The sequence below is a fragment of the Cohnella soli genome (assembly GCF_042655525.1).
In the GTDB taxonomy this organism is placed as follows: domain Bacteria; phylum Bacillota; class Bacilli; order Paenibacillales; family Paenibacillaceae; genus Cohnella; species Cohnella soli.
Map to the genome: position 1 here is coordinate 1 of NZ_JBHSMI010000042.1, position 22,855 is coordinate 22,855.

General features: G+C 51.4%; 21 protein-coding genes and 1 rRNA gene. 4 read left to right on the forward strand and 18 right to left on the reverse strand.

The window, feature by feature from the left end; genetic code table 11:
• The 4 genes from ACFPOF_RS23760 to ACFPOF_RS23775 form a co-directional block, all read right to left on the reverse strand.
• Positions 1–241: ribosomal RNA gene (locus tag ACFPOF_RS23760) — 16S ribosomal RNA — on the reverse strand; the annotation flags it as partial.
• Between the two features lie 310 nt (positions 242–551).
• Positions 552–2,147, reverse strand: a complete 1,596-nt coding sequence (locus ACFPOF_RS23765; RefSeq protein WP_378137361.1) for a bifunctional diguanylate cyclase/phosphohydrolase — start codon at positions 2,145–2,147, stop codon at positions 552–554.
• 613 nt (positions 2,148–2,760) lie between these two features.
• Positions 2,761–3,360 carry a DUF5317 domain-containing protein gene (locus ACFPOF_RS23770; protein WP_378137363.1) on the reverse strand — a complete coding sequence of 200 codons (600 nt, stop codon included), beginning with the start codon at positions 3,358–3,360 and terminating at the stop codon, positions 2,761–2,763.
• A gap of 32 nt (positions 3,361–3,392) precedes the next feature.
• Positions 3,393–3,569 carry a helix-turn-helix domain-containing protein gene (locus tag ACFPOF_RS23775; RefSeq protein ID WP_378137365.1) on the reverse strand — a complete coding sequence of 59 codons (177 nt, stop codon included), beginning with the start codon at positions 3,567–3,569 and terminating at the stop codon, positions 3,393–3,395.
• A 218-nt stretch (positions 3,570–3,787) separates the two neighbouring features.
• On the opposite strand from ACFPOF_RS23775, the gene ACFPOF_RS23780 reads away from it, so the two are divergent.
• A complete protein-coding gene (locus ACFPOF_RS23780) occupies positions 3,788–4,636 on the forward strand; it encodes a copper amine oxidase N-terminal domain-containing protein (RefSeq protein WP_378137367.1) in 849 nt (282 codons plus the stop codon).
• A 119-nt stretch (positions 4,637–4,755) separates the two neighbouring features.
• Positions 4,756–6,162 (forward strand): glucuronate isomerase, encoded by a 1,407-nt coding sequence (uxaC, locus tag ACFPOF_RS23785; protein WP_378137369.1) that lies wholly within the window; start codon positions 4,756–4,758, stop codon positions 6,160–6,162.
• An 85-nt stretch (positions 6,163–6,247) separates the two neighbouring features.
• Here uxaC and ACFPOF_RS23790 read toward each other — a convergent pair whose 3' ends face one another.
• The 10 genes from ACFPOF_RS23790 to xylA all read right to left on the reverse strand — a co-directional run bounded on the left by ACFPOF_RS23790 (position 6,248) and on the right by xylA (position 16,578).
• Entirely contained in the window at positions 6,248–6,664 is a 417-nt protein-coding gene (locus ACFPOF_RS23790; RefSeq protein WP_378137371.1) for a hypothetical protein, read from the reverse strand.
• A gap of 303 nt (positions 6,665–6,967) precedes the next feature.
• On the reverse strand, positions 6,968–8,014 hold the full coding sequence (gene uxuA, locus ACFPOF_RS23795) for a mannonate dehydratase (protein WP_378137373.1): 1,047 nt from the start codon (positions 8,012–8,014) through the stop codon (positions 6,968–6,970).
• Positions 8,015–8,069: 55 nt separating this feature from the next.
• Positions 8,070–8,837: an SDR family oxidoreductase gene (locus ACFPOF_RS23800; protein ID WP_378137375.1), complete on the reverse strand. Its 768-nt coding sequence runs from the start codon at positions 8,835–8,837 to the stop codon at positions 8,070–8,072.
• Complete coding sequence (locus ACFPOF_RS23805; protein WP_378137377.1) at positions 8,834–9,685, reverse strand: AraC family transcriptional regulator; 852 nt, start codon at positions 9,683–9,685, stop codon at positions 8,834–8,836. The genes ACFPOF_RS23800 and ACFPOF_RS23805 overlap by 4 nt, the downstream gene beginning before the upstream one ends.
• Positions 9,678–10,559 carry a sugar phosphate isomerase/epimerase family protein gene (locus ACFPOF_RS23810; protein WP_378137379.1) on the reverse strand — a complete coding sequence of 294 codons (882 nt, stop codon included), beginning with the start codon at positions 10,557–10,559 and terminating at the stop codon, positions 9,678–9,680. The genes ACFPOF_RS23805 and ACFPOF_RS23810 overlap by 8 nt, the downstream gene beginning before the upstream one ends.
• A gap of 26 nt (positions 10,560–10,585) precedes the next feature.
• A complete protein-coding gene (locus ACFPOF_RS23815) occupies positions 10,586–11,662 on the reverse strand; it encodes a Gfo/Idh/MocA family protein (protein ID WP_378137381.1) in 1,077 nt (358 codons plus the stop codon).
• 2 nt (positions 11,663–11,664) lie between these two features.
• Positions 11,665–12,789, reverse strand: coding sequence for a Gfo/Idh/MocA family protein (locus ACFPOF_RS23820; protein ID WP_378137383.1), 1,125 nt, complete (start codon positions 12,787–12,789; stop codon positions 11,665–11,667).
• A 235-nt stretch (positions 12,790–13,024) separates the two neighbouring features.
• Positions 13,025–13,702, reverse strand: coding sequence for a ThuA domain-containing protein (locus ACFPOF_RS23825; RefSeq protein WP_378137385.1), 678 nt, complete (start codon positions 13,700–13,702; stop codon positions 13,025–13,027).
• Between the two features lie 29 nt (positions 13,703–13,731).
• Complete coding sequence (gene xylB / locus ACFPOF_RS23830; protein WP_378137387.1) at positions 13,732–15,225, reverse strand: xylulokinase; 1,494 nt, start codon at positions 15,223–15,225, stop codon at positions 13,732–13,734.
• Between the two features lie 36 nt (positions 15,226–15,261).
• Positions 15,262–16,578: a xylose isomerase gene (gene xylA, locus ACFPOF_RS23835; RefSeq protein WP_378137389.1), complete on the reverse strand. Its 1,317-nt coding sequence runs from the start codon at positions 16,576–16,578 to the stop codon at positions 15,262–15,264.
• A 155-nt stretch (positions 16,579–16,733) separates the two neighbouring features.
• Between xylA and ACFPOF_RS23840 the strand changes: the two genes are divergently transcribed.
• Positions 16,734–17,900 carry an ROK family protein gene (locus ACFPOF_RS23840; RefSeq protein WP_378137391.1) on the forward strand — a complete coding sequence of 389 codons (1,167 nt, stop codon included), beginning with the start codon at positions 16,734–16,736 and terminating at the stop codon, positions 17,898–17,900.
• Between the two features lie 36 nt (positions 17,901–17,936).
• Here ACFPOF_RS23840 and ACFPOF_RS23845 read toward each other — a convergent pair whose 3' ends face one another.
• The 4 genes from ACFPOF_RS23845 to ACFPOF_RS23860 are packed head-to-tail and all read right to left on the reverse strand — an operon-like array spanning position 17,937 to position 21,058.
• Positions 17,937–18,191, reverse strand: coding sequence for an HPr family phosphocarrier protein (locus ACFPOF_RS23845; protein WP_378137392.1), 255 nt, complete (start codon positions 18,189–18,191; stop codon positions 17,937–17,939).
• Between the two features lie 11 nt (positions 18,192–18,202).
• The gene (locus ACFPOF_RS23850; RefSeq protein WP_378137394.1) at positions 18,203–19,651 is read right to left on the reverse strand and encodes a PTS transporter subunit EIIC; all 1,449 of its coding nucleotides are present in this window, start codon (positions 19,649–19,651) and stop codon (positions 18,203–18,205) included.
• Positions 19,652–19,677: 26 nt separating this feature from the next.
• Entirely contained in the window at positions 19,678–20,172 is a 495-nt protein-coding gene (locus tag ACFPOF_RS23855) for a PTS sugar transporter subunit IIA (RefSeq protein WP_378137396.1), read from the reverse strand.
• 28 nt (positions 20,173–20,200) lie between these two features.
• Positions 20,201–21,058 (reverse strand): BglG family transcription antiterminator, encoded by an 858-nt coding sequence (locus tag ACFPOF_RS23860; RefSeq protein ID WP_378137398.1) that lies wholly within the window; start codon positions 21,056–21,058, stop codon positions 20,201–20,203.
• Between the two features lie 406 nt (positions 21,059–21,464).
• On the opposite strand from ACFPOF_RS23860, the gene ACFPOF_RS23865 reads away from it, so the two are divergent.
• Positions 21,465–22,793 (forward strand): extracellular solute-binding protein, encoded by a 1,329-nt coding sequence (locus ACFPOF_RS23865; RefSeq protein ID WP_378137440.1) that lies wholly within the window; start codon positions 21,465–21,467, stop codon positions 22,791–22,793.
• Positions 22,794–22,855 lie beyond the last annotated feature (62 nt).

Consider the following 22,855-nt stretch of genomic DNA (forward strand, 5'->3'; position numbering starts at 1 on the left):
ATCCCTCAGCCACAGCTTGCACCGTGTTTCCTCGCTCGGTCATGCAACCAAGCGATGTATCCGGTCTTAGCATTCGTTTCCGAATGTTATCCCGATCTGAAGGGCAGGTTGCCTACGTGTTACTCACCCGTCCGCCGCTAACCAAGTTCGAGAGCAAGCTCTCAAACAAAGTCCGCTCGACTTGCATGTATTAGGCACGCCGCCAGCGTTCGTCCTGAGCCAGGATCAAACTCTCCATAATAGTTGAAGCCGAAGCTTCTTTATTACAGAGCCTTTTGAGGCTCATTCACTGCTGGTCTTACTTTTGTTTCTTACGCTCAATGTTCAGTTTTCAAAGTACAATTTTTTAATCTTTTTTCTTGCTTGTCCACTCCGTTTTCGAAGTGGAATTACATCTTATCGCATTCCCGCCTGGCTTGCAACCCTCAATTTCTTCCAAATCCGACGTTGTTCGACTTATTTCGAAGATTTTCGACATCGCATTCCGCGACAGGAATTACAATTTACCATAGAGTCGGACTTGAATGCAACAGGAAAAATATGACACGCAATCAACCTTTAGAAATGCCCGCAGCAGCTTCACTGTCAGCCAATCTCACCGAATCGAGATGGACGAGTTTGCTTTCGATATAACCGATGAAGTAATCCGTAAGTGTCGGATCGAACTGAGAACCTCTACAAGCGCGCAACTCCTCGATCGCCTCACGATACGATTTTGTTTTTTGATACGGGCGCTCCGTTGTCATCGCGTCGAACGAATCGATCACACACAACAATCTCGCCAGACGAGGAATCGCCGACCCTTTAAGCCCTTGCGGATAGCCCGTGCCATCATAGCGCTCATGGTGAAGTTCAACAAGCGGCCCCAAATCTTTGAACTTCTCGGAGACGAGCATGAACTCTTTGCCCCATAATACGTGTTTTTTTACGATCTCCCATTCTTCCTGCGTCAGTCTTGTTTTTTTGTTTAAAATATCGCGAGGAATTTCCAGCTTGCCAACATCATGGGCGAGCGCCCCCAGCACAAGCAGTCGTCTGTCTTCTTCGTTTAAGCCGAGGATATCGGCCATGTCCACTGCATAGGAGAATACACGCTTCGTGTGTTTGTATGTGTACACGTCTTTCGACAAAAAGATCCGAACATGCTGCTCCAGCTCGTTGATATCCTGTTCAAGACTTCTCGGCAAGTGTTCCTCGTCGCCGAATAATACTACCGTATTTTTCCCTTTCGATTTGGCCATGTAAAGCGCGCGATCCGCCCAGTCGATCCATTGGGATTTATCATAGCTTTCCTGACGAATTTCTATAACGCCCGCAGAGAAGGAAACGCAGCCATGCGGGAAAATATCCACCCCTTCAAACGGAGTGTCGTTCGTCTTTTTCCGGAGAGCATCCATGAACAATTTAGCTTCAGCGCTGGCGACTCCCGGCATAATAATCGCGAATTCCTCGCCGCCATAACGGGCCGCAAACATCCCTTTAGGCTCGCATGCTTCCTTGATCAGGCTTCCGATAAAACCGAGCAGCCGATCTCCTTGCGGATGGCCGAATTCGTCATTGTACTTCTTGAAATCGTCTACGTCCAGCATGACGAGAGACAGGGCAGTTTCCTTCTCTTTGGCGTGTGCCATATATTCGTCAAGCTTCTCTTCGAAGTAGCTATGGCTGAATAATCCCGTCCTTTGGTCCAAATTCGCCTTCTCGCTCATGGCGTTATACATCCGGAACAATTGACGGAAAGCATGCGACAATAACATTCCTATGGCAAGGAACAAGAACAGACCGAACGATTGGCTCCCATTAATCAGAAGAACCAACACGATCGACAGCAACAATGTTCCCATATATGCGAAAATTGTGTCTTGCAAAATATTTTTCACAAAATCGTACAAAGTCCCTTTGTACATCAAATAATAGTAGATGCCGACGAACAATACGTTCAAAGTGAAATAAACGGCAAGAGCCGTGGAATAAGCAAAAAGATTGTGAATATCGAACTCCCCGGTAGCGCCTCCGAATAATTTGAACGCTATACTCGCACCGGCAATCATAAACGTGTAAATCGAGAAATTAAGCGTATGTTTCCACCATGCTATCGTGCGATTATACAAAAGAGAAATCAAACAGCTAACCACTAGGATAAACATTGATAAACCGACCCCAAACACAAAAAGAGCAGCCAAGTAAATGGAAGAATCCATAGACTGACGGTTGCCTTCAGGAGGGAGTTGAAATGTAAAATGTTCTAAAATCAATACCGCTGCGATCATCGAATATATGGTGACCCACTGGGATAAGGAATACGGTTGAAAAATCGAGTTAAAATAGGTCACATACAACAAAGTTCCTAGTAAACTAATAATTAATACATAGGCATTCCGAGGTTGACGAAAAAGCGAGATAAATCTTAGAGTGCCTTTCATGTTCCCTTCCAACCTTTCCGCTGCCCCTTAAAAGTTTTAAGGGAAACAGCTTCACTGTTTCCCTTGGATGTTACGCTTATCCAATTTTATAGCCGGATGTCAGAGCGACGACAACGGAAGCTACGATAGCAACGTTGATAAGAATACGAGAAACTTTGATTCCTTCGAGTTTTTTCATTTATCATTTTCCTCTCTTATGTAAGATAAGTTGATTAACCGATTTTGTATCCGGAAGTAAGAGCTACAACGACGGAAGCTACGATAGCAACGTTGATAAGAATACGGGAAACTTTGATACCTTCGAGTTTTTTCATGCGAGATCAATCTCCTCTTCGTTTTAATTAGATATGTTATTTTGTCGAGACAAAGGAAGCTCTTGTTTGTGTTTGCTTGCCAGCAACGTGTGTTGTAAGTAGATAAAAATACCGAAATTCATGACGACGTCGCCAATGCTAATGACCAAATTTCTCGGGTAAGGCAGCGTCAACGGAATGATATCTCCCAAAAAAGGAAGCAGCGTGTCACTCGTGAGCACTTCATGTTTCGTCGAAATCATCTCATCGCTTAGCGAACCAGCCGCGCTCGGATCAATGACAGCGATTGCATCCAACGATACCGGCATTTTGCCGCCGTTAGTGATCATGACGACGAAATTGAGAGCGACTCCGGCGAAAATCCACCAGAACCCTTTCTCCCTCCGATTAAGCCACAGCATGTACAAGCCTGCGACGTAAACGACCATAAACATGTAGCCGTTGTACTCTTCAACGAACGAAATGCGGTCATGCAAAGAGTAGAGACCGAGTTGGGCGAGAAGCAGCAACGGAAATATCCAGCCGCCTCGAATGCGGACTTGCGAGATCGCGATTAGACCATTGCGCCATCCGGCGCGAATCCAACCGACGATCAATCCGATGATAATGCCATCGTAGACCATCTAAGCGAATCCCTTCTCGTTGTCTTGTAATCTTACATTGCCGCTTGTTTCGGACCCGGTTTCGGTTGGCTCTTCTGAAGGATGTACGTCTTGCCGAACTTCCGGCATTTGACTTTCCCTTCCCGGCACAACCTCTTCACGTGATCCTGATGGACGCCCCACAATCTGGATGCCTCTTCCGTAGACATGATCTCGTTAAGGGGGTTCATTGCTATTCCTTCCTTCTGCCAGACATAAAGGAAATCCGGCCGTTCATCTCGAATGCTTAAAGTTTGTACTTCTTCGATCTGGTTTGATTATAGAATGTCCGACAACGGACGTCAATCTATTTTTCTATATTTTCAGTTAATTTTTTTAGCGAAACAATTCTCATCCCCCAACGTCTAATGATGTACAGAATTTACATTGTTTGGGGAGGATATGCAAAATGAAGAAGTTTCTAGCCTGTGTCGTTCTATCATCCATGCTGGTCGTAGCGGCGTCGCCCACTTACGCAGCAAGCGGTCAAATCAAGATTGACGGAGTCGCCGTCGTGTCCGATGCCAAACCCGAAACTAAAAACAGTCGGATAATGGTTCCCCTGCGTACGATCAGCGAAAATTTGGGCGCCAAGGTCGAGTGGTTCAAATCGGAAGTAACGTTAACCAAAAACGATATAAAAGTTACACTCAAGCCAAACAGCAAATCGGCTGCGAAAAACGGCAAAACAATCCAACTGGATGCAGCGCCTTACATTAAAAATGATCGCATGTTCGTTCCCATTCGTTTTATTTCGGAGACGTTCGGCTGCACGGTCGATTACAGCAAATCTACCGTATCCGTCACTACCTCGCCGCTGGTCATCGACGGCGTAACGATTGGCGCATTGCAGCAAGAGTACCATATGACCATGGGTGGTGTTGTACAACATATCAATGGGAACGCCTATAAAGAAGCGATCTATCGATTGTTTACAGAAAACAGAGGAGAAAAAACCGAAGCCCCCGCTGACTACTCTTGGCGCGCGAACTACGGCACTCCAGGTTCGTACTACAAGGGTTCACAGTTCGATTTTCTGGACAAAAAGGGGAAGAGCATAAAACGTTTTGATCTCTATTCTTTAACTGGCCCGTCTGATGTAGATACTCTGCCGGATTATCCGGACGTGTTGATTCATGACGTGTCCGAAAATCAATGGTATGTCTCCAGCCTGGACGCGAAAGCTGAAATTATGAAAGCGGTGGATACTGCCTTTATTAATGGATTTGTGAAAATCATTAGCAATACGGTGGCCTAGGCTAAAGGGCATAGAATCTGGTAGACCTGTGATTAAAAATAACAGTAAATGCGTATCCCGACAGTCAAGCGATAGGGCTCCGACGATGATATAGTCAGAGTGGGAAGGAGCCACGCCGAATGAAATCGTTCATGGACGACAACTTTATGCTGAACAGCCGCGTAGCGGAACGGCTTTATCACGACTACGCGGCGAAACAGCCGATTATCGACTACCACTGCCATTTGAATCCGCAAGAGATTTTCGAGGACAAACGGTTCGCGAATTTGACGGAAATTTGGCTTTACGGCGACCATTACAAGTGGCGGGCGATGCGGGCGAACGGTATCGCGGAATCGCTTGTGACGGGCGAGCCGGGCGTCGGCGATGAAGAGCGGTTCGCGGCATGGGTCAAGACGGTGCCGCATACGCTAGGCAATCCGCTGTATCATTGGTCTCATTTGGAGCTTCGTCGTCATTTCGGCATCGAGGAACTGATTAATGAGAAAAATGGGCCGATCATCTGGGAGAAAGCAAACGCGATGCTCGCTTCCGATCGTTTCTCCGTCAGGCAATTGATTCGCGAGCAGGGGGTCGAGGCGATCTGCACGACGGATGATCCGACCGATTCACTGGAGTACCACGTGGGCATTCGCAAGCTCGACGACTTCGAATGTGTCGTATTGCCATCATTCCGTCCAGACAAAGGTTTGGAAATCAGACGTCCGACTTTCCTGCCGTGGGTTCGGAAGCTTGAAGAGGTATCCGGTCGGAAAATCGGGCAGTACGCGGATTTCCTTGAGGCATTGGACGATCGAATCGAATTCTTCGAGCAAGCTGGCTGCATCGTGTCCGATCATGCGCTTGACCGCGTTTCCTATGCAGAGACGAGCTTAGAAGAGGTATCGGCGATCTTCACCCGGGCAATCGAAGGATTGACGCTGACAGAGGAAGAAGAAAGCAAATATAAAACACTGACGCTTGTGCATCTCGGCCGGAAGTACGCCGAACTCGGATGGACAATGCAGCTACACATCCACGCTTCCCGCAACAACAACAGTCGGAAATTTTCCGCCCTTGGCCCGGATACGGGCTTCGATTCGGTGTACGATGGACTGCTCGCCTACCCGCTCATGAAGCTACTCGATGCCATCGACTCTGGCGGCTCGCTGCCGCAGACGATTCTGTACTCGCTGAATCCGAATGATTATATCGTGCTCGGCTCGCTAATGGGAAGCTTCCAGGATGGCAACACGCCAGGGAAAATCCAACTCGGCTCGGCCTGGTGGTTTAACGATACGAAAAACGGGATGCTCGAACAGCTCGATACGCTCGCGAACCTCGGCCTGCTTTCCCGCTTCGTCGGCATGCTGACGGATTCCCGCAGCTTCCTTTCGTACCCGCGCCATGAATATTTCCGCCGAATTCTGTGCGATATGATCGGCGGATGGGTCGTCAAGGGCGAAGCACCTGAAGATTTGGAGCTACTCGGGGGCATGGTGGAAAACATCTGCTACCATAACGCGAAAAACTACTTCCGACTTTAGCCAATAACGAATTTTAGCCATGGAGAAGAAGCCGCCTGCTTCCCGAATGGGAGTGCAGACGGCTTTTTACTTTCCCGCAATGATCTTATACCGTCGAAACGCGAAGTGACTCAAATGGAATCGCGTGACCGGAAAGATGTTTGACTTTAATCCTTATTGTCGTGTTGGGCATCATATCGAAGAAGTTATCGCTGCATTGGATTTCGGACGTTGTCCTTATCGACCTCGACTTGCAGGTTGGCGCGCGGGAATAGGCCGACTCAGAATGAACATGCAGAACCACCTCATTGGCAGGACGTCCATTCAACGCTTCTTCAGAAATTTCCGTTATTTGCATGACGCTGTTGGCTTCCACCCGAACTGGACATTTTGCTTCATATAAAACATTTCCCGAGAAGTCGCATATCTCAATGCTCACTATGTCATCCAGTGCGCTTAGCGTGTCATTCACCATATACACCGTCATTTGATGTCCGACTTCATGATCCACCGTGAGGAGCATCGGATGGAAAAACTTTGCCGCATGGCCAAAAAAGCTGTAGGATCGGATCTAGTCCGGCTATGGAATCACATATATGCCCTACATCCCCTTTTGCCAAAATCCCTTTCACTCAGGAAGGCAGCCCCGTCCTTTTTATCCCGGACAGCCTCTTCCGCTAACTGCTGCCTATCCAACAACGATGAACAACCTGAGCGAGCGGGATTTCGGGCAAAGGAGATCCCCCTCCCCTTACTGCGGTAAGGTTTCCTGAGCGAACGGGATATCGACTATATGGATAGCTTAACATCGAAAAATTGATTTCCTTCACTTCATCATTTTCGTGTAAGCTTCCCACAATCCGTTCAAATACACCGCCCCAAGCGCCCTGTCGTACAGGCCGTAGCCGGGTTTGCCCGTCTCCCCCCATATCATGCGGCCGTGATCCGGCCGACACGGGCCGTCGAAGTTGACGTCGCGAAGCGCGCGGATGAACTCGGCCATGTCGATCGATCCCGCCGACGATAAATGCGCCGACTCTTGGAACGATTTCTCTGCCGTATGTTTGACGTTACGCGCATGAACGAAGTTGATCCGTCCTTCAGCCCCGAATCGTCTGGCCAGCGTCGCCATGTCGTTGTCCGGATTGGCCCCGAGCGATCCGCTGCAGAGACAAAGTCCGTTCGCCGGACTGTCGTACAGTCGCAGGAAGCGATCAAGCGCTTCGCCGTCCGTGATGATCCGCGGCAAACCGAAGATCGGCCAAGGCGGGTCGTCCGGATGGATCGCCATTCGCACTCCGACCTCTTCGGCAACCGGCATAATGCGGCGAACGAAGTAACCAAGATTGTCCCACAGCTTCTCCGCATTCACTTCTGCATACTGATCGAACAGCCTGCGTAAATCTTCCTTCCGGTAGCTGCTGTCCCAGCCGGGAAGCTGCAGCTCGCCGCTGAGCGGATTCATCCGTTGAACGACTTCTTCTTCATAAATTAACGCATTCGAACCATCTTCCAGCACGTAATCGAGCTGCGAGCGCGTCCAGTCAAACACCGGCATGAAATTGTAGCAGACGATACGGACTCCGGCTTGCGCGAGATTGCGCAGCGTCTTAGCGTAATTGTCAATGTAGACATCCCGTGTCGGCAAACCGAGCTTGATGTCCTCGTGAACCGGAACACTCTCGATCACGCTAAGCTCGAGGCCCGCCTCTTCGATCGTCTCTTTCAGCTCTTCGATTTTCGCTATAGGCCATTCTTCGCCGACCGGAATGTCGTAGATCGCGCTAACGATGCCCCGTACGCCAGGAATTTGCCGAATTTGCCATAACTTCACCGGATCGGACTCCCCATACCAGCGGAAAGTCATATACATACGAACCCCCCCCTGTCTCGCTTCGTGATCAAAGTCGAATTTTTTGAACTTCCTCTCAAATTGTCATGGCGCCGAAGCCGCCGTCCACTCTCAGCAACGATCCCGTCACGAAACCGGACGCCCTGTCCGAAGCCAAGTAAACAACCGCTCCTTGCAATTCGGACGGTTCTCCGAAGCGCCCTAGTGGGGTATGCCCCAGTATGGAAGCCGTCCGCTCCGGAGATAGAATCGACCGATTCTGCACTGCCGGAAAAAATCCCGGAATGATGGCATTCACTCTAACGCGCGCTGGCGCGAATTCCCTGGCGAGAAATTGCGTCATGCTGTTTACGGCCGCTTTCGAAGCCGAATACGCGAACACGCGGGAGAGCGGCGGCCCCGACGACACCGAAGACAGATTGATAATGCTGCCTCCCGCTCCGCGAGACACCATATACTCTCCGAAAGTCTGGCAGGCGAGCATGACGCTTTTGGCATTCACGTTCATAATACGATCCCATTCTTCCTCGGTTATATCGAAGAACGGAGTTGCACTATTGACTCCAGGGCAATTCAGCAATATATCGACGCCGCCCGTCCAGTCTACGACATCTTGCAGCAACTGCTTCAAGTCTTCAGCCGACGTCGCTTCAACCGCAAACGTACGCGCTTCGCCGCCTGCTTGCTCGATCCGCTGCTTGACAGGCTCGGCGTTACTCGCCGCCCGTCCCGTCAACGCGACTTGCGTGCCGTAAGCGGCCAACGCTTCCGCAAGCGCTCCTCCAAGCGTAGACGATCCGCCGATGACGACCGCAGTCTTGCCTGTCAAATCGAATAAATTCACAGTCGGTTCTCCTTTCCGTCCGACGACCGCCGATCCGCGAGTCGCTTCTTGTATTTTTCCGGCGTTTCACCGGCCTGTTGCTTGAACAATCGACTGAAATGCGCCAGATGCTTAAACCCGAGCCGAAACGACACTTCCGTGACTGAAATATCCGGATGAAGCAGGAACAGCACCTTTGCTTCATTCACCCGCTTCCGGTACACATAGTCGAAAATCGTAACGCCAGTCACTTCCTTGAAAATTTTCGCCAAGTAGGACTTGCTCAGATGCAGCTCCTTCTGCAACCGCTCCATGTTCAGTTCCTCGTCCGTATAACGATGCTCCAGCAGCGCAATGACGTCTTGCACCGCCCGTTCCTTGTCCGATGGAAACTCTCTCTTCTCGTTCAGCGGTTCCAGACATTTCTCGTAGATGAAGTGAAGGGCGTCGACGAACGCGAGCATCAACCGGCCGTCTCCGACCGGCGTCCCCCGCTCCTGGTGCTTGCGCATCGTCAGCAACAGGTTTTCGAATTCCTCCTTGTCTCCGCCGCGCAAGCTTAGCCGATAATTCCGAAATCTCTCATACGGCTGCAGAATAGGAATGCCGTTAGGCACGTCCGAGTAAGGCCTCAACATCGCCGGATCGAAATGGATAATCGTGCGGATATAAGGCGCCGATGGATCAACTTTCGGACGGTGAAGCGTCATGCCGTACATGAGGATCAAGTCTCCCGGAGAAAGATTGTATATCTGATCCCCGATCAAATAGTTACACTTACCCTCGTGAAAATAGTACAGCTCGTAAAAGGTATGCGAGTGGAATTCTCCGTCGTAATGGCCTTCCGACCGGTACGTAAACTCAAACATCGTCGACAGACGAGGGCGTTTCGGCGACCAAGCCCCCGATGTAGTCCGCGAAGTGCTGCAGCATGTCCGAGGAATTCGTGAATTGCTGGCTGAAATCTTCGATGCCGATGTACCCATCGTAACCGACTGCCGAGAGATCGGCGATTACTTGCCTCCACGGAACGACTCCGTCCTTCATCGGCGCCCACTCGCTTCGCCAGCCGAGGCTGCCGTCGGCCGCGCGCTCTGCAGGCCGCCATGCGGCGTTCTTTACATGAACGTGCGCCAAGTACGGGCCAAGAATCTCCAATCCCAGCCGGTAATTCTCGAAGCCTTCGTGCGCGAGATTGCCCGGATCGTACAGTACGCCAAGAGAGTTCGGATCGAAGCCTTCCACAAGCCTGCGCGCCCCCGAAGCGGAAGCCGCGATCGTGCCATGATGCGTCTCGACTAACCCCTTCACTCCGTACTTGCGGCACAGCTTCTCGGCGTCGGCCAAGTAAGTCCGCCCAAGCTGGAACAACTGCTCGAACGACTTCGTCCTGTCGTAACCTGGAACCCCGACCCGGATAAAAGCGGCGCCGATGCGTGAGGCCGCTTGCAGCACCCGTTCCGTCGCCTCGATATCTCCTGCGCGCAAATACGGCGTCACGCTCAGAGAGACAAGTCCCTTCTCTTCGGCTGCCCGTTTGAACCGCACCAACTCAGCCTCGCCGCCCGACGGATTAATCGTGCACAAGTTGTTGCCCCAGAAGGACGGCTTGTCGCCCCTCACCCCTGCAGGCACTTCCGTATACCGCCACTCAATCCCGCTTATTCCTGCTTGCTTCGCCGCAGCCGCCAACTGTTCCGGCGTCATTTCCGGCGTCGCAACGGTGAATACCGACAACTTCATTGCTGGCACTCCTTTCGAACAAAAGATCAGACGCTTAACCGAACCGCTTTCGCTTGCGCTAGAAGACACAGTTCCGCCGCCTTGAACGTATGAGCCTGCGACATCGCCTTTTCCGTGCCGTTCAGGCAATCGAGAATAAGCTCTCCGAAAAACGGATAACCGACTTTCCCGCCAAGGTCGAGCCGGATTTCCCCTTCTCCGTTAACCATGTACAGCTGGTCGCCTTTCGCTTCTCTCGCGATGTCGACATACTTGCGCATCTCGATATACCCGTCCGTTCCCAAGATGACCGTTCTTCCGTCTCCCCAAGTCGACAGACCGTTCGGAGTCATCCAATCGACGCGAAAATAGTTCGTCGCCCCGTTATCGCCGACAAGCGTCGTATCGCCGTAATCTTCAAGCTCCGGGTACTGCGGATTGTTATAATTGGCGACTTTACTGTGAAGCACTTCGGCGTCGCTGCATCCCGCGTAATACAGAAACTGTTCGACTTGATGGCTGCCGATGTCGCACAAAATTCCGCCATATTGTTCTTTGCGGAAAAACCAGTCCGGGCGCGCCGGCGCGTTTAAGCGGTGCGGCCCGAGTCCGAGCACTTGAACGACTCGCCCGATGGCGCCGTCCTTTACGAGTTGCCCGGCATATACCGCGCTTTCCGAATGCAGCCGTTCGCTGTAGTAAACCGAGTATTTACGGCCCGTCTCGCTGGCGACTGCCCGTGATTGCTCCAATTGCGCAAGCTCGGTGAAAGGCGTCTTGTCCGTAAAATAATGCTTGCCGTGCTTCATCGCTTTCACACCGAGCGGGCCGCGCAAATTCGGAATGGCCGCAGCGGCAACAAGCGCCACTTCCTTGTCTTGCCAAATCTCGTCTTCGGATGCCGCTGCTGTCACATACGGATACGTCTTGATGAACCGTTCAAGCTTGACCGGATCGGGATCATATACCCACTTCAACGTCGCTCCCGCTTCTATCAAGCCATTGCACATCCCGTAAATATGTCCGTGATCGAGCGCCATCGCCGCGAACACGAATTCCCCCTGCCCAACAACCGGGCTCGGCTTGCCTTGAGGCGCATAATTCATGCCATTCGTTCGAGACATTTTCATTCTCCTTTGCGTGTGGACTCAGCAATTCGCTCTTGCAACTTCGAGTAGAACAGTTCCTCGTCGATCGGCAGATCGACCCAGTCGTCCGTCCACGTCGAGAGCAGCATGCCGTTGGAGATCGTCAACCCTTTAATTCCTTCTTCGCCTGGTGCGACAAGCGGAGAACCTGTCAGAATGGCATTCGTCCAGTCTCTCGTAATCTCGAGGTGCTGTGCGCCGCCATTCGTCACAGGCACGTCGAACTTCCAAGCTTCCGGCTGAGCGAACGGTATACCGTTTGTCGCATTAAATTCAGACTCCAGCTGCCGCAACCGCCAGAACGTCATTTGATCGTTTTCGATAACAATTTTGCCTCGATCGCCGCTGATTTCAAATCGGTTCGTCCCCGGGCACTCATAGGTCGACGTCACGAACACGCCCGTCGCGCCGTTCTCATATTCCACATAGGCCGTTACGTCGTTCTCGACTTCGATATCGCGGTGCTTGCCGAACTGGCAGAACGCGCGAATGCGCTTCGGCATAAGGCCCGTCGTCCATTGCCATAAGTCGAGCTGATGCGGATCCTGATTGATCAGCACGCCTCCGCCTTCTCCCGCCCACGTCGCCCGCCAGCCGCCGGAGTTGTAATACGCCTGCGAGCGGTACCAATTCGTAATAATCCAATTCGTCCGACGGATCTCGCCGAGTTCGCCGGAAGCGATCAGTTCGCGAAGTTTGGCATAGATCGGGTTCGTTCTTTGGTTGTACATAATGCCGTACACTTTGCCGCTGGCCGCAGCTGCTTCATTCATTTCGCGTACCTGCTTCGTATAGACGCCCGCAGGTTTCTCGACGAGTACATGAAGCCCAGCGGTGAATGCGGCGATCGCCTGGCGCGGATGCTCGTAATGGGGCGTGCACAATAAGACTCCGTCCACAGCGCCTGACCGGAACATCTCTTCCGCGTCAAGGAACGTTCGGACGCCATCGCCCCACTCCGCCGTCGCATCCGCGAGCCGTTCAGGACGCACATCGCTCACGGCCGACAGAACAGCACCTTTCACTTGACCTTCGATCAAATAGTTTGCATGCCCTGTTCCCATGTTGCCTAAGCCGACAACGCCGATTCTTACTTGCTCCATCAACAGTCTCCTGCCTTCATTCTTTAATTTATTCGCTGGGTTTATTGTAGCACCTTTTAACGTGAGTGAACTTGATCGCAAGGGTGGAATATCGATTCTCATTTAACTCTGAGTCCACTATCCTTATTGCCGAGCCGGCGATAAGCAGACAACACAAAAATGGCGCGGGCAATTACTTCCGCGCCATGCCATTTTAACTTCAATACACTTATGATGCTTGCCTACTCGCGACAAATCATGGAACGCGTATATCGCTCCGACCATCCGCCGCCCACAGCAAACCGCGCCGCATGATCTCTTTCACTTGCGGCATTTCGATAATATTCGCCTGATGTCCAAGCGAGCAATAGAATACTCTCCCCACGCCCCAACGTTTGGTCCACACGACAGGCATGTCGACTGGTTTGTTATGCGAGTGCGGTCCTGGAGCAAGCGGAAAACGCGTCGTGGCGAGTACTTCGACCGCCGGGTCTACATGAAGGTAATATTGTTCGCTCGTTACGTTGAAATCCCCGATATCTGCCAAAAGCGAGCTGGAACCGTTTTGGATATTGACGGTATACTCAACGCCGTCGTTGCCGGGATGAGCGACCCACTGTCCGCCGGTCATGAATTGCCAGTCAACGTTTTGGCGGAACGAATCGCACATGCCGCCGTGGCATCCCGCCAAGCCGACCCCGCCCTGTACGGCTTCGGAAACGTTATCGACCAACTTCTGATCGATTTCGTCCATCGTCCAGACCGGTATAATCAGATCCAGCGCCTTTAGCTTCTCGGCATCGGCAAACGCCTGCAACGTATCGGATACCTCAACTTCATATCCTTCTTTCTGCAGCACATCGCGAAAAATATGCGCCACTTCCTCCGGTTGGTGACCAGACCATCCGCCCCATACGATCAGCGCTTTTTTCATTATTCATAGTCTCCTTGTCTCATAGCTTCTCACCGAAAATCGTGCAGCGCATAGTTCAGTTCGCGCGTTTGCCCGTACGCCCGACGGTAAATTTCGAACAGGGCGGCGTATCTCTCGGATACCGCTTCATTCGGCACATAGGTGCGCGCGCGCTTGACGAATTGTTCGGCGCAAGCGGCAAGATCCGCATACCAGCCGCAGCCGACAGCTGCCAGCATTGCGGCGCCAAGACCTGGCCCTTGCTCGTTCTCAAGCGCGACGACGTTCGCACCGAAGATGTCCGCCTGCATTTGCAACCATAGCGGATTTTTAGCGCCTCCGCCGATCGAGACAATCGAATCGATCGTACGGCCGGCTTCGCGGAAAATGGCAATGGATTCGTTCAGCGAGAACGTAATGCCCTCCATAACCGCTCGAGCGAAATGAGCCCGTGTGTGGCTTCCGTCTACGCCGATAAAGCTACCGCGAATGAGCGCATCTGCGTGCGGCGTCCGCTCTCCGACGATGTAAGGCGTGAATAACAAGCCGTTCGAGCCTGCAGGAATGTTGTCTATGCCGGCGAGCAGCGACTCGAAAGATTCACCCGGCGCGAACGCGTCGCGGAACCAACTGAGCGAATATCCTGCCGCAAGCGTCACGCCCATCGCATAGAACGCCCCCGGCTGACCGTGGTTAAAGAAATGCACTTTGCCTTCATAATCCACGGATGCATCGGCTTCGTAAGTAAGGATAACACCTGAAGTACCAATGCTGCACAAAGTCGTTCCCGGCGACAAAACACCTGCGCCAATGGCTCCGCAAGCGTTGTCCGCTCCGCCGGCGAATACTTTCGTAGATGCGGCGAGGCCTGTTTGCTTCGCAGCTTCCGCAGTCAGAGTGCCGACGAACGCTCCCGCTTCGACAAGCGTTGGGCAGAACAACGCAGGAATATCGAATTCCTGAAGGACGTCCGGGCTCCACCTCTTATTGGCGACATCAAGCATCAGCGTGCCTGCTGCATCGGACAAGTCCATGTGGGACGCTCCTGTCAGCCGCAGTCGTACGTAATCTTTCGGCAGCAGAAACGATACCGCTCTTGCGTACGTGTCCGGCTCGTGTCGCTTCACCCATAACATTTTCGGCAACGTGAAACCTTCGAGCGCCGGATTACGAGTCACGGCCAGTAATTTGTCACCAAGCGCGCTCTCGATCTCGCGGCATTGCTCGGTCGTGCGCGTGTCATTCCATAAAATCGCTCTGCGCACCGGTTTCCTGTTCTCATCGAGCAGCACAAGTCCGTGCATTTGCCCGGAGAAGCTCAAGCCCTCAATCCGCTCCGGGGTGACGCCGGCTCCGGAGACGAGTTCCCGTACGGCGTCTATCGTTCCCGCAACCCAATCTTCGGGGTCTTGCTCGCTCCAGCCCGTCCGCTCATGGTAGAGCGGATACTCTCTGGTCGCTTCCGCCGCAACCGTGCCGTCTTGCGCGACCAAGAGCGCCTTGACGGCGCTTGTGCCGAGATCGATACCGATGACGTAGTTCATGAAGAATGCTCCTTGTTTCGCGAATTCGCGGTTATTTTATACGCCGTAAATGATATCGTTCAGCTTCGCCTTCAACTGCTCCAGGCGGGCGGACTCGTTACGGATCGGTTTCGCTTGCAGCGCATACGCTTCGAGCGATTTCAGCGTCGCTTTGCCGGAAACAATATCCGCTCCAATGCCTTCGGAGAAGCTGCGGTAACGGTGCGCGATCAGGTCGTCAAGCACGCGCTCTTCAATCAGCTTCGCCGCCGCCTTTAAGCCGCGCGCATACGTGTCCATGCCAGCGATATGGGCGTAAAACAAATCTTCGTCCTCGAACGACGAACGGCGCACTTTGGCGTCGAAGTTAACACCGCCGCGGCCGATGCCGCCTTCGTTCTTGAGAATTTCATACATCGCAAGCGTCGTCGAGACGAGGTCTGTCGGGAATTCGTCCGTATCCCAACCGAGCAGAAGATCGCCTTGGTTGGCATCGATGGAGCCGAGCATGCCGTTGATGCGCGAAACATGAAGCTCGTGCTCGAACGTGTGGCCTGCCAATGTGGCGTGGTTCGCTTCGATGTTCAGCTTAAACTTGTCTTTCAGTCCATACGTTTGAAGGAATGCGATCGCCGTGGCGGCGTCGAAGTCGTATTGGTGCTTGGAAGGCTCCTTCGGCTTCGGTTCAATCAGGAACTGCGCGTCGAAGCCGATTTCTTTGGCGTAGTCGACGGCCATATGCAAAAATCTTGCCAGGTTGTCGAGCTCGAGCTTCATGTCTGTATTGAGCAGCGACTCGTAACCTTCGCGACCGCCCCAGAACACATAGTTTTCCGCGCCGAGCTCTTTACCGACTTCGAGCCCTTTCTTTAATGTAGCTGCCGCGTACGCGAACACTTCGGCGTTGTTCGTCGTGCTGGCGCCGTGGACGTAACGCGGGTTCGTGAACAGGTTAACCGTATTCCACAGCAGCTTTTTGCCGGTCGACTTCTGATATTCCTTCAGCATCGCGACGATGACGTCGAGATTTTTGTTCGTTTCGGCTAGCGTTGCGCCCTCCGGCGCGATGTCGACGTCATGGAATGCGTAGAACGGCACGTTCAGCTTCTCGAGCAGCTCGAAGTTCGCTTCGACTCGCGCTTTTGAACGATCTAGCGGAGAGTAAGCATCCCAGCTTCGTACAGCCGTACCGACGCCGAACGGATCGGAGCCGCTGCCGTTAAACGTATGCCAATAGGCGACAGCAAAGCGAAGGTGCTCCTCCATCGTCTTGCCAAGCACGACCTCTTTCGGGTTATAGTGCTTAAAAGCGAACGGATTGTCGGAAGTACGGCCTTCGAATGGAATGGGCGGAACGTTAGGGAACTTGCTCATCGGAATAGGGCCTCCTAATAAACTTTATCGGATATTTGCTGACCTCAGGATAACACGCTGCAACTTAGTTTGTCTATTCAATAAACTAAGTTTCGATTTGACGATTTGTGATATGATAGGTAAAAAGCGATCCGTTAAAGGAGCACCTCCCTGCCATGACAACACCGACCGGCGATCAAGCGCTGATTAAACGAATAAACACCGCCATCGTACTTGAATCGATTCTGCGCGGCGCTCCGCTGTCTCGTGCGCAAATCTCGGAGCAAACCGGCTTAAACAAGGCAACCGTCTCCAGTCTCGTCCAAGATCTGATCAACGGTTCTCTCGTTAAAGAGATCGGCTCCGGCGAATCGAGCGGCGGGCGCAAACCTGTCATGCTCGACTTCATTGCATCGGCCGGGTATGCCATCGGTATCGACTTGGGCGTTAATTACATTCGCGGCGTGCTTACCGATCTTCGCGGCAACGTCATGGCGGAACACACCATTTCCGTTCACTTGGCCAATATTGAGGTCGCCGATGCCGTGCGAAAGCTCGAAAACTGCATCGAAACACTGATTTCGGAGGCCCCATCGAGCGCATTCGGCATCGTCGGCATCGGGGTTGGCGTGCCGGGGCTCGTCGATGCCGATGGCTCCATACTGTTTGCCCCGAATTTGAAATGGCGAGACGTTCCATTACGCCGCATGCTGTCGGACAAGTTCTCCCTTCCGGTTGTGATCGACAACGAAGCGAACATGGGCGCGCTCGGGGAACGGAACTACGGATCGGGACGGGGCATTGATAACCTTGTATACGTCAGCGTCGGCATCGGTATCGGGACGGGGCTCATTTTGCACAAAACGTTATATAAAGGAACATCGGGATTTTCCGGGGAAATGGGGCACCTATCCGTCGAAGCTCACGGCAAAAGCTGCGCGTGCGGCAATCGCGGATGTTGGGAACGATATGCGTCCGAGCAGGCGCTGCTGGAGCAAGCTGCCCCTCTCGGCTTCGCAGAACTGGAAGATTTGCTCGCTGCCGCAGGCGAGGGCCGCAAAGACGTGCTTGAACTGTTCGAAGGCATCGGCGAGTACTTGGGCATCGGCATCGCGAACATCATAAATGTCTTTAACCCCGATGCCGTCGTCATCGGCAACCGAATGAGCCAGGCGCAGCCATGGCTGGAGCAGACGCTGCGGCAAACCGTCGTGCAGCGCGCCATCGGTTTTCATCTGCGCAAAGTTCAGCTATTGTTCGCCGATCTCGGTGAACGTTCGGCGATGCTCGGCGCCGCTGAAGTCGCCATCGCGGACTTCTTCGCTCGCGTGAAAGCGACGTAACCGGACTTTTCCCGGGAATCGCATTTCGTTTCCTTGTTAATGATAGGAGCCTAACAAAATTCCTATGGCCTCTATGGCGGATTCAGATTGTTCCCCTTCCGCTATAACGGTAATCTCATCTCCAGATTTTGCGCTAATCAACATCATCTTGATCAAGCTTTTGGCATTATATTGGGAGCCGTCTTTCTCCAAAAATATTTCGCAAGGAAATTTTATGGCTGCTTCGACGATTTTGCGCGCAGGGCGCGCATGTATTCCCGTCGGATTACTAACCATGTAGGTTTTCTTCAAACAAAGCACTCCTATAATATTGATTTGATTCTATCCTTCAGCTTCTCGGCATCCATCCCGAAAATCGCCTGAACCGAGCCCTTCCCTAACCGAACAACACCTGCCGCTCCCAATTCCTTCAGCTTCATATCATCAACCAAGCTTTCGTCGGATACGATCAAGCGAAGGCGCGTGATACATGCGTCGATACTGCGAATGTTCGATGCTCCGCCAAGCGCAATCACCGTGGCAAAAGCGACATGATCGTGATACCCCGCCCCTTTCGAGGGCGCCGCGCTTTTCACGGCGTCTTCCGGTTCTCTGCCAGGAGTCATCAGATTCAATCTAACGATCATAATTCTGAACATGAAATAATAAATAACGGCGAACAACAGCCCAAGCGGAATAATTAACAAAGGTTTCGTAGCTAAAGGATAATTAATCGCATAATCGATGAATCCTGCCGAGAAGCCAAAACCGTGCCTGACTCCCATTTCAGCTGCAATAAATCCGCTTAGTCCCGTTAGAAAAGCATGTATAACGTACAGCAATGGGGCAACGAACATGAACGCGAACTCTAAAGGCTCCGTAATTCCGGTCAAAAATGAGGCTAAAGCCGCGCTTAAAAAAATCGAGGAAATGAGCTTTCGTTTTTCCTTCCGGGCAGTGTGCGCAATCGCCAAAGCTGCAGCAGGAAGGGCAAACATCATGATTGGAAAAAAACCGGACATTAACAACCCTGCCGTTTTGTCACCCGCAAAAAATCGATTTAAATCCCCTTGATAAACCTGACCTGAAGCATCCGCATAAGTCCCGATTTGAAACCATGCGATGTTGTTCAATACATGATGCAATCCGAAAGGAATTAGCAGCCTGTTTCCAGTCAAATAGACGAACGCGCCAACGCCTCCGAGGTCAATCACCCATTGACCGAATGCTTCCAACGCATTTTGCACCGGACCCCAAATTAAACCCAAGCCAACCGCAATTATGACCATGGAGAATGAAGTGATAATGGGGACGAATCTTTTGCCTGAAAAAAACCCGAGCCAGTCCGGAAGCTTAATTTGATAATATTTCTTGTAGAAGAATGAGGCGACAAGTCCTGCCAATATACCTCCCATTACGCCCATATTTAGTTCCGTCCCCGTATTCGACCAGCCCGAAAATACAGTAGCAACTTTGATAAATACATTATTCAACACTAAATAGGCTATAACGGCGGCAAGCGCTGCAACCGCATCCCCCCCGATACCGATCCCAATACTAATCGCAAAGATGAGCGGGAGATTGTCGAAAATCGCAGAGCCGCCTGCGTCCAGAAACGGTGCGATATAGGCATTCAACCAGCCGCCGAAATGTCCGAAGCCGAAGTCTTGTTCGTAATCGATTCGGCCGAACCGGAGTAATATCGACGCCGCCGGTAAGACCGCGACAGGAAGCATGAGGGATTTCCCTATTTTTTGAAGGAAAGCGAGCATTCTAGAATCTCCTCCGCTCGACTGACTTATTTCAGAACGACACGAAATACATTCGGCTCTGCCAGGCGAACTTCGCGATACTCGCATTCGATATCATTGACAAGCTGCTCTTCGATGGCGATCACAAGAATATAAGTCGGATAACCTGCCTTACGAATGTTGCAAAGATCGAATTCCATGATGACTTGCCCTTCGGATATTGCATCGCCGGCCTTTACCGGCACTTTGAATCCCTCGCCTTTCAAATCGACAGTATCGATTCCGATATGTATAAGAAACTGCACGCCGGAGGAGTGCTCAATGACTACGGCATGCTTCGTATCGATGACATGAATGACTTTACCGTCGACAGGCGATGCGACCTTGCCATCCAATGGATCTATCGCTACGCCTTTTCCCATGAATCCGCGGGAGAACGCATCGTCTTGCACTTCGCGGAGCGGAATCAGCCTGCCATTAACAGGCGCCGAGGCCGCAACATAGGATGCATTTTGCTTTCGCCCCAACCATCTCCGGATCATCGTGCATCCCTCGCTCTCTTGCTGTTGATTACTGTAACTGAAATAGACGGTGCAAATGCATCGCCATATATCCAATCTCGTCTAAGGAGATTTCAATTTCCAATTCTTCTTTAATCAGCTCCGCGATTTCCGTTGCAAGATCGAATAATTGGGGATAATGCGTCTGAATCTCCGTTGCCAATGGATTATTAACATGGCGCCCGAGCATGAGACGTTCAATCGCTGACCGAATATGCGTAATCAGTCTGACGTATTCGCTGCTCGATCTTGGCAGATTCGTCTGTCTTCTACGTTCAATATGCTCAACAATCCGATTCAAGAGCCCTGCCATCTTCACTAGCTGTCCAACCGATGCCGTACCGGTACTGCTATGGACATGAAGCGCCAGGAAGCCGATTTCGTCATCCGGAATGGGAGTGCCGAATCGCTCGCTAATCATAATTGCGGCTTTAGAAGCAATCTCATATTCGAATGGAAAACTCATTTGGGTCTCATGAAGGAACGGATTGTTGATCTCCATCCCATTTTTCAATCTGTACAAAGCAAATTGAATATGGTTGGGCAGCGCGAAATACACTTTGGGCTGTACTGGAGTCCCCATCCGTTCCTTGACGTTCTCGATAATCTGTTCGGAAATTTGGATAACCTCCGGATCAATGTTCTCGACTAGTTCTTGATACTGTTTGATCGGCTGCTCCTCGTCCAATCTGTAGCGCTTCTCGATTCGGGCATCTTCGATACTTATCCATTCGCTCCCTTTGGAGGCAAATCCGATGCCTTTGCCGAACAGTACATATTCCTTCGACGTCCTAGGATCTAACGTCAGAACGACGTTATTGCCCACAACACGATCAATTTGCAGCAACCCTCTCTTGGCCAAACCCATCCCTCCTGAAGAATGTAAATTCTACAGAGCCTTTTGATTCGCAATGTTCCTATTGGTTAAAAACATAAAAAGCCGAAAATGACGACTAAAATTAGTCGAACATCTTCGGCTCATGCCTAGTGAACTAGTAACACGCCTTATAAAAGTAATAATATGACGGGGCATATTCGCTTGTCAAACGAATTCTCCGTAAAGAAAATATTGTTTTTGTTGACATCGTTATTTTCACGCTATATGCTAGTTTCAGCCGAATAGGTAAGGAAACATGACGTGTAACCGCAAGGGCATGAGTTATGTAAGCAGTTATTATGCTTACACAACTCATGCCCTTTTTTGGCGTTGTGCGCGAAATAAAGCCTTATCCAACCGGCAATAGAGACTGAAGAGGAGAACATGAATCGTGAGAATGAGAAAAACGTTTGCGTACGGGATGGTTTTAATTTTATTGATGTCGTTAATCGCTTGCGGCACCAAAAATAACAGCAAAACGGGGGAATCATCACCGCCTGCAACCTCGAGCAGCTCCGAGAAAGTCGGATTGACCGGAGATTTCGAAATTCAATACTTCGTTGGCGGATATGGAGACGCATGGTGGCTAGAAGTAATCAACGGCTTTCAAAAGGCGAATCCTAAGCTACACATTAAGCAATCTGCAGGCCCTAAAATCAACGATCAAATGAAGCCTCGCTGGATCCAAGGCACTCCGCCCGATGTCGTATACATCGATGGTGCAGGATCTAACGAACGTCAAATGATCGACGACGGACAACTGCTAGATATAACCGAATTTTTGAAGACGGCAACAAACTTAGACGGCGATAAATTGACGGACATCCTAATTTCGCAGCCAACCTCTTACGAAGACGGCAAAAACTTCACGCTTCCGCTCGTATTCGGCTCATGGGGTATTTTCTACGATAAGGCATTGTTCCAAGAGAACGGCTGGTCCGCCCCTGCCAACTGGAGCGAATTTATCGAGACTAGCGAGAAAATCAAAGCAGCCGGAATATCTCCCCTTATTCATACGGGCGTGTATCCTTACTACATTAACGGCGGTTTGGTCGATTCCGCGATCGTAGCTGCTAACGGCGGCGACGGCTCTATTTTGTTGAAACAAGCTAACCTGGAAGAAGGCAGCTTCTCTGGCGAAGCGGTCAAGAAAGCGCTGAACCAAATCGTCGAGCTCGTCGATAAGCAATTGATTGACAAGGGCTCCGTGTCCTTGAACCATACGGATTCGCAAGCTCAGTGGCTGCAGCACAAAGCAGCGTTCATTCCTAACGGTCTTTGGTTGGAAAACGAAATGAAGAATGATATTCCTGCAGGCTTCGATTTCGGCTTCATTCCTTCAGTAGCTCAAGAGGCAGGCCAGAATAGCATCGTTATTCCTTACACGAACACGATCGCCATCGCCAAGGACGCGAAAAATCCTGAAGCTGCGAAAGCGTTCCTGGAATACGCATTCACAAAAGCGAATGCAGTGCGTTGGGCAGAGCTGACTGGAGCAATTATGAACGTAAAGGCAGATTTGAGCTCCTCTTCAGCTAGCGGCGTCGTGAAAGATGCGATGGGATTCTTCAATTCCGACACAACCACCGTCGCTCCTGTCGCCGTATTGAATGCGGATGTGGAAAAAGTAAAGCAAGATGCTACTGTAGCCTTAACGGTCGGTAAAATCACGCCTGAAGAATGGATGAAACGTCTGGAAGACGCAGCGGCAAAAGCACGCAAATAGTTTTTCTGAATGATACCAAACAGCCAATAAGGGAATGCCTGAAATACGAATGGCTTTCTCCC

What these genes read in the sequence shown, in the direction of transcription:
- ACFPOF_RS23765 (WP_378137361.1), bottom strand. Translation starts at nt 2,147, where the DNA reads ATGTTTATCCTAGTGGTTAGCTGTTTGATTTCTCTTTTGTATAATCGC.
- ACFPOF_RS23770 (WP_378137363.1), bottom strand. Translation starts at nt 3,360, where the DNA reads ATGGTCTACGATGGCATTATCATCGGATTGATCGTCGGTTGGATTCGC.
- ACFPOF_RS23775 (WP_378137365.1), bottom strand. Translation starts at nt 3,569, where the DNA reads ATGAACCCCCTTAACGAGATCATGTCTACGGAAGAGGCATCCAGATTG.
- ACFPOF_RS23780 (WP_378137367.1), top strand. Translation starts at nt 3,788, where the DNA reads ATGAAGAAGTTTCTAGCCTGTGTCGTTCTATCATCCATGCTGGTCGTA.
- uxaC (WP_378137369.1), top strand. Translation starts at nt 4,756, where the DNA reads ATGAAATCGTTCATGGACGACAACTTTATGCTGAACAGCCGCGTAGCG.
- ACFPOF_RS23790 (WP_378137371.1), bottom strand. Translation starts at nt 6,664, where the DNA reads ATGCTCCTCACGGTGGATCATGAAGTCGGACATCAAATGACGGTGTAT.
- uxuA (WP_378137373.1), bottom strand. Translation starts at nt 8,014, where the DNA reads ATGTATATGACTTTCCGCTGGTATGGGGAGTCCGATCCGGTGAAGTTA.
- ACFPOF_RS23805 (WP_378137377.1), bottom strand. Translation starts at nt 9,685, where the DNA reads ATGTTTGAGTTTACGTACCGGTCGGAAGGCCATTACGACGGAGAATTC.
- ACFPOF_RS23810 (WP_378137379.1), bottom strand. Translation starts at nt 10,559, where the DNA reads ATGAAGTTGTCGGTATTCACCGTTGCGACGCCGGAAATGACGCCGGAA.
- ACFPOF_RS23815 (WP_378137381.1), bottom strand. Translation starts at nt 11,662, where the DNA reads ATGTCTCGAACGAATGGCATGAATTATGCGCCTCAAGGCAAGCCGAGC.
- ACFPOF_RS23820 (WP_378137383.1), bottom strand. Translation starts at nt 12,789, where the DNA reads ATGGAGCAAGTAAGAATCGGCGTTGTCGGCTTAGGCAACATGGGAACA.
- ACFPOF_RS23825 (WP_378137385.1), bottom strand. Translation starts at nt 13,702, where the DNA reads ATGAAAAAAGCGCTGATCGTATGGGGCGGATGGTCTGGTCACCAACCG.
- xylB (WP_378137387.1), bottom strand. Translation starts at nt 15,225, where the DNA reads ATGAACTACGTCATCGGTATCGATCTCGGCACAAGCGCCGTCAAGGCG.
- xylA (WP_378137389.1), bottom strand. Translation starts at nt 16,578, where the DNA reads ATGAGCAAGTTCCCTAACGTTCCGCCCATTCCATTCGAAGGCCGTACT.
- ACFPOF_RS23840 (WP_378137391.1), top strand. Translation starts at nt 16,734, where the DNA reads ATGACAACACCGACCGGCGATCAAGCGCTGATTAAACGAATAAACACC.
- ACFPOF_RS23850 (WP_378137394.1), bottom strand. Translation starts at nt 19,651, where the DNA reads ATGCTCGCTTTCCTTCAAAAAATAGGGAAATCCCTCATGCTTCCTGTC.
- ACFPOF_RS23855 (WP_378137396.1), bottom strand. Translation starts at nt 20,172, where the DNA reads ATGATCCGGAGATGGTTGGGGCGAAAGCAAAATGCATCCTATGTTGCG.
- ACFPOF_RS23860 (WP_378137398.1), bottom strand. Translation starts at nt 21,058, where the DNA reads ATGGGTTTGGCCAAGAGAGGGTTGCTGCAAATTGATCGTGTTGTGGGC.
- ACFPOF_RS23865 (WP_378137440.1), top strand. Translation starts at nt 21,465, where the DNA reads ATGAGAAAAACGTTTGCGTACGGGATGGTTTTAATTTTATTGATGTCG.